Annotated in this window: 6 protein-coding genes; 3 read left to right on the forward strand and 3 right to left on the reverse strand. The window is 34.6% G+C overall.

What is annotated here, in order from left to right; translation table 11 throughout:
* Nucleotides 1–66: 66 nt before the first annotated feature.
* Entirely contained in the window at nucleotides 67–1,452 is a 1,386-nt protein-coding gene (glmU, locus tag A9G30_RS10235) for a bifunctional UDP-N-acetylglucosamine diphosphorylase/glucosamine-1-phosphate N-acetyltransferase GlmU (protein WP_065588890.1), read from the forward strand.
* A 3-nt stretch (nucleotides 1,453–1,455) separates the two neighbouring features.
* A complete protein-coding gene (glmS, locus tag A9G30_RS10240; protein ID WP_065588891.1) occupies nucleotides 1,456–3,288 on the forward strand; it encodes a glutamine--fructose-6-phosphate transaminase (isomerizing) in 1,833 nt (610 codons plus the stop codon).
* Nucleotides 3,289–3,362: 74 nt separating this feature from the next.
* Here the strand turns inward: glmS and A9G30_RS13390 are convergent, their stop codons facing one another.
* From A9G30_RS13390 to A9G30_RS10250, 3 genes are all read right to left on the reverse strand, one after another.
* Complete coding sequence (locus tag A9G30_RS13390; protein ID WP_255305769.1) at nucleotides 3,363–3,494, reverse strand: hypothetical protein; 132 nt, start codon at nucleotides 3,492–3,494, stop codon at nucleotides 3,363–3,365.
* Between the two features lie 278 nt (nucleotides 3,495–3,772).
* Nucleotides 3,773–4,384 carry a fused MFS/spermidine synthase gene (locus A9G30_RS10245; RefSeq protein ID WP_065588892.1) on the reverse strand — a complete coding sequence of 204 codons (612 nt, stop codon included), beginning with the start codon at nucleotides 4,382–4,384 and terminating at the stop codon, nucleotides 3,773–3,775.
* A 10-nt stretch (nucleotides 4,385–4,394) separates the two neighbouring features.
* Complete coding sequence (locus A9G30_RS10250) at nucleotides 4,395–5,927, reverse strand: spermidine synthase (RefSeq protein WP_065588893.1); 1,533 nt, start codon at nucleotides 5,925–5,927, stop codon at nucleotides 4,395–4,397.
* 986 nt (nucleotides 5,928–6,913) lie between these two features.
* Here A9G30_RS10250 and A9G30_RS13260 point away from each other — a divergent pair.
* Nucleotides 6,914–7,117, forward strand: a 204-nt coding sequence (locus A9G30_RS13260) for a hypothetical protein (RefSeq protein WP_218057844.1), incomplete at its 3' end; no start/stop codon positions are given.

The raw sequence follows: 7,117 nt of genomic DNA on the forward strand, positions 1-7,117 counted from the left end.
TGGGGGTGATTTCATTAAAAACTTTGATTATAGTATTAGGCTAATTTAACCTGAACGGAACTGATTATGGCAATTGCACCTCCAAAACTGAATGCGATTATTTTGGCGGCAGGAAAAGGCACACGGATGTATTCCAACCTACCTAAAGTTTTACATAAAATTGGCAATAAGCCGATGTTACAACATGTTATTGACACAGTTCAACAACTTAATACCAATTGCATCAATATTGTTTATGGCCATGGCAAAGTACAGCTTGAAGAGGCTCTTAAAGATCAGCATGTACAACTGATTTACCAAGCAGAACAACTTGGTACAGGCCATGCTGTTCAACAAGCTATCCCTCACATTCAAGATGACGAAGATATCCTAATTTTATATGGCGATACCCCCCTTATATCGACTCAAACACTGGAAACTTTAATTGCTAGCAAACCAAAGCAAGGTATAGCATTATTGACCGTAATCCTTGATGACCCAACGGGGTACGGGCGCATTGAGCGTAGCAACGGTAAAGTTGTTGCCATTGTCGAACAAAAAGATGCCACGCTTGAGCAACAAAAAATTAATGAAATTAATACAGGTATCATGTTTGTTAACGGCAAATTATTGAAAAATTGGCTATCACGGTTAACCAACAATAATGCGCAAAAAGAATTCTACTTAACAGATATTATTGCTTTTGCACACCAAGATGGTTATGAAATATTAACCTCACACCCAGTACAACAATTTGAAGTTGAAGGTGTTAATAATCGCCAACAATTAGCCACATTAGAACGGCAATATCAACACCAACAAGCGCAAAATTTGTTACTAGCTGGCGTGACGCTGCTTGATCCAAACCGTTTTGACTTACGAGGAACCCTCTTGCACGGCAAAGATGTTACGATTGATTGTAATGTGATCATTGAAGGTAACGTCAAACTTGGCAATAACGTATTTATTGGTGCAGGTTGCATCTTAAGAAATTGCACAATTGATGATCATTCAAACATTAGCCCATATAGCATTATTGAAGATTCAATTATTGCTAAACAGTGTACCATTGGCCCTTTTGCCCGTTTAAGACCTGGCTCAAAGCTTGACGAACAAGCTCATGTTGGCAACTTTGTTGAACTAAAAAAAGCGCACCTGGGCAAATTAACCAAAGCGGGACACTTAAGTTACCTTGGCGACAGCGAAATTGGCAATAATGTCAATATCGGCGCAGGCACTATCACCTGTAATTATGATGGTGCAAATAAATTTAAAACCGTTATTGAAGATGATGTGTTTGTCGGTTCGGACACACAATTAATTGCACCAGTAAAAGTCGGTAAAGGCGCAACCATTGCAGCTGGTACAACCGTTACCAACAATGTCAATGACAATGAATTGGTGGTAAGCCGAGTTAAACAAAAACAGCTTGCAAATTGGAAACGTCCAACGAAATTAATTAACGGGGAATAAACTATGTGTGGAATTGTGGGGACTATTGCCAAATGTGATGTTGCAGAAATATTACTAGAAGGCCTAAAACGATTAGAATATCGTGGTTATGATTCTGCAGGCCTGGCAATCATTTCACCACAAAGTGTTTTGCAACGTGTTCGCCGTGTTGGTAAAGTGCAAGCATTAAAAGATGCAATAGCACAATATCCAATAAAAGGCTCTATTGGCATTGCACATACTCGGTGGGCAACTCACGGCGAACCAGCCGAACACAATGCACACCCGCATATTTCTGATTTTATTGCTGTTGTACATAATGGCATTATTGAAAATTTTGAATTCTTACGCGAAAAACTCATCGCTAAAGGCTATCAATTTTATTCACAAACCGATACTGAAGTTATTGCTCATTTAATTCATGACATCATATCGACAGAAGATTGCTCCTTATTTGAGGCTGTACAAAAAGCGATACCACAGCTACGAGGGGCTTATGGCACAGTAATTATGGACATACGCAATCCTGCTCTGTTAGTGGCCGCCCGTTCAGGCAGCCCTTTAGTTATTGGTTGTGGAGAAGGCGAAAATTTCATCGCATCAGATCAATTGGCGCTATTACCTGTCACTCGTCGGTTTATCTATTTAGAAGAAGGTGATATTGCACTTATCACTCACAATTCAATAACAATCTTAGACAAAAGCCATCATGAAGTAATCCGCCCATATATAGAATCTGATGCAAAATATGATGAGGGTAATAAATCAGGCTATAGTCATTACATGCAAAAAGAGATCTACGAACAACCCAATGCAATTAAAAATACCCTTGAGGGTCGCATGACACATGGTAAAATCGATTTATCAGAACTGGGAGCTGAAGCAAAAAGTATCTTAAGACAAGTTAAACATGTACAAATTGTTGCCTGTGGCACCGCTTATAATGCGGGTATGGTAGCACGTTACTGGTTTGAAGCCTTAGCAGGTATACCGTGTGATGTCGAAATTGCCTCTGAGTTTCGTTATCGTAAACCAGCTCGTCGCAAAAATAGCCTATTTATTACTCTTTCACAATCAGGTGAAACCGCTGACACATTAGCCGCATTGCGGCTAGCCAAAAAAAATAGTTACTTAAGTACTCTTGCTATTTGTAATGTAGCAGCATCCACGCTTGTGCGTGAAGCGGATTTAGTATTATTAACCAAAGCTGGCGTTGAAATTGGCGTTGCATCAACCAAAGCCTTTACAACACAACTCACCGTATTATTATTACTTGTTGCTAAATTAGGACGTTTAAATAATATGGCAGAAAGTACTGAGCAGGCTATTGTGCATGCACTACAAATCTTACCCAATCGCATTGAACAAGTGCTCACGTTTGAATCAAAAATAAAAAAATTAGCTGAGCAATTTGTTGATAAGCATCATGCACTATTTTTAGGCCGTGGTGATGAATACCCAATAGCCATGGAAGCAGCATTAAAACTGAAAGAAATATCTTACCTTCACGCCGAAGCTTATGCCGCTGGCGAACTCAAACACGGCCCATTAGCATTGATTGACTCTGACATGCCGGTGATAGTTATAGCGCCAACTAACGAAATGCTAGAAAAGCTCAAATCCAATATCGAAGAGGTCAAAGCTCGCGGTGGTAAATTGTATGTCTTTGCTGAACAAGGCGCAGGGTTTGTTAGTGATGACACTATGCAGATTCTCAACCTACCCCATATCGAAGAATTCACCGCACCAATCTATTACACTGTGCCCACACAACTGCTAGCGTATCATGTTGCTTTGATCAAAGGTACCGATGTTGATCAGCCTCGAAATTTGGCAAAATCGGTAACAGTGGAATAATCATCATCCCCTTCTAAAATAGACAAATGTCACCTCTATGCTATAAATAAAAATCATAGAAGAACACATTATGATCAAAAAATTCCATACAGCGCATCAAAAGGCGCTTGATTATACTCATCTAATGTGCGTTTTTCATTAACTGAAATCACTAACCATTTAATTATAGATAAATCAACGCTTGATAAAAGGGTTAAGTTAAGCAAATCAATCCCAACAACACAAAAACGAGAACTAACTAGTGAGTAGCAAAAAATTATCACTCTAGAAAAAGAAATAAAAAAACGGGAAATGACAGATGAAATCTAAAAAACACAGGAATACTTCATCAACAATCCTAATTACGCTACCGTTAACTTTATTGATGATGTATACTTAATAATAAAGCTTCTTAATTAGTTAGCTTTGAGGCAATTGAAAATAAGCGATAATTTTCGCTTATTTTCATCTTTAAATACCTTTATAGCATTTATCGATCTTTCTATCAATCCTTTATCTGTGCTTTATTCAAAAACAGATAAGCAAGTGTGGCAACAACAAAATTACCGAATGCTGCTAATATCGTTACACCGTTAATACCAAAATGGATAAACAAAATAAATCCTGTTAAAAACGCTCCAGCGGCTGCACCAAAAGTATTAATAGCATAAAGATGTCCTGTTGTTTGACCAATGTTTTTCCAAAACTGTGCAATATAAGTGATTAAAATTGGCAATGTTGCTCCCATCAAGAGCGCTGGAACAAGTACCAATAAAAAATTAACAATGGCAACAACAATTAAATTGTAACTAATAAAAATATCACCCACAAATAAAATAAGTGGATAACTAATTATTCCAAATAAACCAATTCCAAATTCACTAAAACAAAAAAGCTGTAGTGCTTTATTTGGGTATTTATCAACAATTCTGCCACCACCAAGAGCTCCTAGGCCAAGTCCTAACATAAATGCCGATACAATAATTGCAACAGAATCAACATCTGAACCAAAAGCAGAATAAAGCACTCGTTGCCAAGCGACTTGATAAGTTAAACCACTCATTCCAGAAATAAAAAATAGCGTACTTAATAGTAATAATTGTTTTTTGCTTAACATAAACGGTTCCTTATTTCTCTTTCGTTGTAAAAATCCCATACTTGTATTCTGTTATCATGTTGTTATCAGTAATAACTTCTGTCTCTCTCCCTAAATTATAAAGTTTTTCAACTTCGTTTAAGCTTAATAGTTTTGCCTCTAATGTTTTTTTGTAAGCACCGTTTTCCAGTTGTTTAGATTCTTCATTAAACAACGGTCTACTATCTAAAACTAACTTATCAAGCCGAGCTTTAGCTACATTTTCATCAATTTTCATCATTGAATCAGAGGCATAAATAAAGCCCATTGGACCCCAATAAGCATGTTTAAATACCGATTGTGCTGTTTTTAATGTATCAAGTGAACGGGTACTGTTAAATGCCAAAATACCATTAGGATTTAATGAATGTTGTAGTATTTTCATCATTTCTTGCGATAATAAATTAGTTATACCTGAACGCCAATGGTAAGTCGTGTTCATAATGATTAAATCATATTTTTTATCACTATTGCGTTTAAGCCAACGTCGTCCATCATCAATATAAATATTTATTTTAGGATCATCTAATAATGGTGAGACCGTAGGATATTGCTTAATAATATCTAAATAACCTTTATTAATTTCAATAGCATCAATGGTTTCTAATGAAGGAAAGCTGGACAATGTTCGAGTCCATGCACCAGCGCTCATACCAATAACCAAAGCTGTTTTAGGGTTGGGATGAATTGCCGCTAATAAGTAAAGGCGATTTAAGTCATTGATGTCATTATTTGGATCCATATTTATAATACCATCATACATATGATTGCCTAATACAATATTTTTCCTTCCATCGTTATCATCATTGACTATATGAATTACCCCGTAGCGATTTTCAATATAAGAGTTGATAGATATATTTTTTTTAAACGTATTTCTAAAAATATAATCAGTGTGTTTATCTACGAAACAAAAGCAAAAGCTACCAAGTACAGCAACAGCAATAACAGAAACGGCCGATTTTTTAATAATCATCAAAATGCCTAATAAAACACAAACGATACCAATGAAAATAAACATTGATGAAATGGACACATAATCAAGGAAAACACCACCAATTAATAAACTACCAAGTGTTGAGCCAATAATATTAAAAAAATAAACTTTAGAAACTGATGCCCCTACATTACCATTAGCAATATTTGTACCTAAATGGTGTACGATTGGAAATAATATTGCCTTTAAAGCCGCAACAAGCAATATCAAAATACAAAATATCGCTAAACGAAATGAAATATTATCCGGTTGGTTTATATTTTGAATAATAAATGGAATTAATATATCGAGGGCACCTGCGAAGATTAAAACTCGCCCCCCAGTTAATAATAGATTAGAACTATATTTACAAATGATCTTCCCTCTCTGTGCCCCAAAAGCAATGCCTAATAAGAAAAAAACTAACACAATTGCAAAAGCATAAGGTGCACCACCCAAATTAAAGCTAACTATTCTAAACCATAGCATTTCTTGCCCTAAGCTCATAAGCCCAACTAAAAGCGAAATGCCCCAAGCAAAATATTTCATGTCAATGTTACCTCCCAACACTCCTTGAGTTTAAGTTTAATATTTAGTCAAATATTACTATTTATTTTTATTTAATCATCTTCTTCAGAAGAATTTTGCACTTAATTATTAAGCATTCAAATTAACCACAAATTGAATGATTATCATACCCTAAATTGATCATCTTTGCTAATGCTAGGTATTCTTTAATATTTTTGTAATTTGAAACTAACACACCAGCCCATTTTCACCACTAATTGTCATGTTGATTAATTTTGAAGCTACTGATCTTTAAGTATAACCAAATATCATTTTTATGATATAAATAACGATTATAAGATAACACATTGCGGTTAAATTTAGTACAGATGTTCAGAGGTATGAGCTATAATGGGGCAGAAAGAGTAGTAAATTGGGCATTATAAAAATTCTGCCAGAAAGCATATTGATTTTTCATTCTATAACATGATAGCAAACAATAACCTTAATCCTTTTGCTACAAGCCTATTTCATGATACATCACCCAATACATTAAATAAGCAGTTTAATCCTGATAAACCCAATCATATTTGAGTAACCAATATCACTTATATCAAACTGTGAAGATTAATTATATCTCTGTGTAATTATTGATTCGTTTAGAAGAAAAGTAATTAAGCGACAAACAATATAAACTTAACCAAAGTATAAACAACGCTGAAAATTGTTGGGATAGTATGATCACTAAAAGTTTTTTCAATTTGTTAGAAACACAATTTATTTATGATCTTAATTACAAAATTAAGAAAATACAAAAATAAAACACTATGTGAATATATTAAAATCTATTATAAAGTAGCCTTTCAATATTTGGTTAATGCTCACTTCTGGTTAGAGTAATATGGAAAAAAGTATTACCTTAATAACACATTTATAGAGGTGAGCACTGCCTGATATTTTTGATAGAATTAAGCACAATCATTTACTTGCGACATTAATTAATAATAAAAAGGAATAAGAGATAAATTATGAAAACATGTAAAATTATAAAAAATAATCAACGGCTAATTTTATTGCTAGTTTACACTGTTCTTAGTGCTATTTGGGCTTATATCGTTATAACAAAATCCGATATTCTGTTTAATAAATCTGTTTTTAAAAATCTACTATTTTATATAGACTGGATAACAACATTATGTTTTATTGTACTTGTGCATATAGGTGTTTATAAT

This window comes from Gilliamella sp. Fer4-1 (assembly GCF_001690515.1).
In the GTDB taxonomy this organism is placed as follows: Bacteria; Pseudomonadota; Gammaproteobacteria; order Enterobacterales; family Orbaceae; genus Gilliamella; species Gilliamella apicola_C.

Bases quoted from the DNA above. Each gene is read 5' to 3' on its own strand.
- glmU (WP_065588890.1), top strand. From the start codon at position 67: ATGGCAATTGCACCTCCAAAACTGAATGCGATTATTTTGGCGGCAGGA.
- glmS (WP_065588891.1), top strand. From the start codon at position 1,456: ATGTGTGGAATTGTGGGGACTATTGCCAAATGTGATGTTGCAGAAATA.
- A9G30_RS10245 (WP_065588892.1), bottom strand. From the start codon at position 4,384: ATGTTAAGCAAAAAACAATTATTACTATTAAGTACGCTATTTTTTATT.
- A9G30_RS10250 (WP_065588893.1), bottom strand. From the start codon at position 5,927: ATGAAATATTTTGCTTGGGGCATTTCGCTTTTAGTTGGGCTTATGAGC.